This is a genomic window from Sphingomonas sp. (genome assembly GCF_019242355.1).
GTDB lineage: Bacteria > Pseudomonadota > Alphaproteobacteria > Sphingomonadales > Sphingomonadaceae > Sphingomicrobium.
Genome location: NZ_JAFAVR010000273.1, coordinates 1 through 3,254, shown reverse-complemented (window position 1 = coordinate 3,254; position 3,254 = coordinate 1). Strand labels below are relative to the sequence as shown.

General features: G+C 64.6%; 2 protein-coding genes and 1 pseudogene. All 3 read right to left on the bottom strand.

Annotated features, from left to right (window positions below; all coding sequences use genetic code 11):
- Positions 1-35: 35 nt before the first annotated feature.
- Positions 36-590 (bottom strand): annotated as a pseudogene (locus JOZ79_RS13165) (response regulator); the annotation flags it as partial.
- Positions 590-2,860, bottom strand: coding sequence for an ATP-binding protein (locus tag JOZ79_RS13160; protein ID WP_294074993.1), 2,271 nt, complete (start codon positions 2,858-2,860; stop codon positions 590-592). The pseudogene JOZ79_RS13165 and the gene JOZ79_RS13160, both read right to left, overlap by 1 nt.
- 60 nt (positions 2,861-2,920) lie before the next feature.
- Positions 2,921-3,254 (bottom strand): tRNA-dihydrouridine synthase (locus JOZ79_RS13155; RefSeq protein WP_294074991.1); only part of this gene is annotated, 334 nt, incomplete at its 5' end.

Below are 3,254 nucleotides of genomic sequence, written 5' to 3'. Positions count from 1 at the left end.
AGGACCACGAAGGGCGCGCGGGCGCGCGGGCTCTATCCGTGGATCATGCGCGCAGCGATCTCCTTGCCGCCTCCCGCGGGCCCGGTGATCAAGACCCGGCTTCCGGTCGGAGCGACCCGCTTCAGAGTGGCGCGCACGGTGTTGATCGCGACCGACGTGCCCTGCAGCTGCTCGTCATGGCCGACCTGTCGACGAAGGTTTTCGTTTTCGCGGCGCAGGCGGTCGGTCTCGGTCGCCCGGTCGACGAGATAGAGCAGCCGCTCCGCCTCGAATGGCTTCTCGATGAAGTCGACCGCGCCTTCCCGCACGGCCGCAACGGCGGTGTCGAGGTTGCCGTGGCCGGAAATCATCAGGACCGGGATGCTCGGGTCCATGCGCTTGATGACCTGCAGAAGCTGCAGCCCATCGAGGCGCGATCCCTGCAGCCAGACGTCGAGCAGCACCATCGACGGCCGCCGCTCCTCGATTGCAGCGAGGGTTTGGCCGCTGTCCGCCGCGGTGCGAACTGCATATCCCTCATCTTCGAGTACGCCGCTGACCAACTCGCGAATGTCGGCCTCATCGTCCACAACAAGCACTTCAAGCGCCATCAGGCCCTACCCTCACCATTGTCTTCTTCATGGGATTGCTCGTCCGCTGGCGGCTCGGCCGTCGCCAGCGTGGCGAGCTTGTCCGCGTCAAGCGAGATGCGCACGTGCGTGCCCCCGCCCGACCGGTCGAGGAAAGCGATCTCGCCCATATGTTCCTCGACGATCTTCTTGACGATTGCGAGCCCAAGCCCGGTGCCGCGCACGCGGGTCGTCACATAAGGCTCGGTGATCCGTTCCCGATCCTCGGGCAGGCCGATGCCGGTATCGAGGACATCGACGACGAGGTTCCTGCCCTCGCGCCGAAGCCGGACATCGACGCGATCGCCGGCCAAGCTGTGCTCGCCTCGGCTCCTGCGGCTCTCGATTGCTTCGACGGCGTTCTTGACGATGTTGGTCAGTGCCTGGGAAAGCTGGCGGCGGTCGCAAACGAGCGGGAACTCGCCCTGGGCGGGATCGAGCCTGAAGGTGATCGCCGGATGAGCGACCTCGTGCAGGAAAACCGCCTGGCGAGCGATCTCGTGGATGTCGGCTTCGTGGAACACCGGCTTTGGCATGCGCGCGAAGTTGGAAAATTCATCGACCATGCGCCTGAGGTCGCCGACCTGCCTGACGATCGTGTCGGTCAGCCGGTCGAACGTTTCCTTGTCGGCGGCGATGTCCTTGCCGAAACGCCGCTGCAGTCGTTCCGCGGCGAGCTGGATCGGAGTGAGCGGGTTACGGATCTCGTGCGCGATCCGGCGGGCGATATCGGACCAGGCGGCGCGGCGCTGATCGGTGAGCTGGTCGGTGATGTCGTCAAAGGTCAGAACCGCGCCGTCCGAATAGCGGACGCGGTTGATGGCGAGCGTGCGCTGGCCGCTGTCGGCGACCAGGATGACGTCGGCGTTGCTTTTGTCGCCAAGCATGAACTCGGCAAGCTCGGGCGATAGCGATGACAGCTCCTTCCCCTCGAGCTGCTCCTGGCTCTTGTGCAGCAGGCCTTCCGCGGAGCGGTTGATCAGCAGGATCCGGTTCTGCGCGTCGAGCGCGACAATCCCCGCCGTGACGCTGCCCAGCACAGCCTCGATGAACGCGCGGCGAGTGTCGAGCTGGGTATTGACTGCCCGGAGATCGCTTGTCTGCTCTTCGAGGCGGCCGGTCATCCGGTTGAATGCCAGCGCGAGCGTCTGCACCTCGTCCTCGGTCTTCCCGACCGGCACGCGCGCCGAGAAGTCACCGGCTTCGATGCGGCCCGCCGCCCCGACGAGTTCGCCGACGGGCCGGACCATCCGGTCTGCGAGCCGCAGGGCGGTCAGTATCGCAAGACCAACGATGATCAGCGCCCCAAGCAGCAAAGCCGCATTGAATCTCAACTGGTTAGTGCGCGATTTTACGAGGAGCCCGCGATAGTCCTTGAGGACGTCGTTCGCCTTTTTGATCTGCCTGGCGATCTCGGGGTCGACCCACCGCCCCACGTACAGATACGTGTTCTCGCCATAGGACAGGCGAGTAAGCACCGAGATTCGGTTTGGCGTGCCGGCGTCGACCGCTACCCCTGCGGGCTTGGCCTTAAGTTGCGCGATGACAGTGGCGAGCCGCCGTTCATCGATCATTCCCTGGTAGCCGTTGATGACCGCAAACGTCTGCAGCTGGCCGGTTCCGCTGACATGAAGGATCGCGGCCTCGTTCAACGACCTTTGGAATGTCTGATAGCCAAGCGCCAGCTGGACATTTGGATCGTCCAGCGGCGCCTTTTGCAGGAAAAGGCCAAGATCCTTGGACATTGCCGCGGCCTGGCTCCCGACTTGTCCAAGCTCGTAAGCATACGTCGAGTGCGCGACCTGCACCGTGCTTTCGAGCATGTTGCGAGCTCGGTTCGAGAACCAGAATTCGATACCGCTCTGGAACAGCAGCGACGCGAAGATCGCCACCAGGACGGTCGGAACCGCCGCGATGGCGGTAAACAGCGCGACCAGTCGGACGTGTAGCTGGCCGCTGCCGAGCCCTCCGCGCTCCGCGCGCTGGATCGCAATCTTGCGGGCATAGAGCGCCATCAGCACGATCGCCGGCAGCAGGATTGCGACCAGCAATAAGGCGATGACAGGCGGCGAGGCGAGTGTGCCAGGGTCGGCGCTGCGCCTCAGCAACCAGACGCTGAGGCCGACCATCGCCACCAGCAGCAACGCCAGCAGCGCCGAAACGCGATCGTAGAAGCGACCGCTCGCGCGCTCACGCTCCAGCCAGTTTGCTGCTTTTGACGTCACCGGCGATTCGGTGGTTTGGGCATCCATTCGCACCGGTCCTAGCACGACCGTTGCATCAACAACACACTTGTGTCGCCCGCGATATGATTATGCGGCGGACCGGCTGAGCCAGGGCGAATAGAAGTCGCGCAGCATCCGGATGACGATCGCCGGGTCATCCTGCTGGTTGACCGCGTTGCGAAGCTCCGCCGAGCCCGGCAGGCCCTTGGTGTACCAGCCGACATGCTTTCGGGCCAGATTGACGCCGGTCTGGGTGCCGTAGAGCGACAGCATGGCGTCATATTGCTCGAGCATCACCGCCAGCTGCTCGTCGAGGCTCGGGTCCGGCCTTGCATCGCTGCCGCCGAACTCGCTCATCACCTGGCCGAGGAGCCACGGCCGGCCATAAGCGCCGCGGCCGATCATCACGCCGTCGGAGCCG

What these genes read in the sequence shown, in the direction of transcription:
- JOZ79_RS13160 (WP_294074993.1), bottom strand. Translation starts at nt 2,860, where the DNA reads ATGGATGCCCAAACCACCGAATCGCCGGTGACGTCAAAAGCAGCAAAC.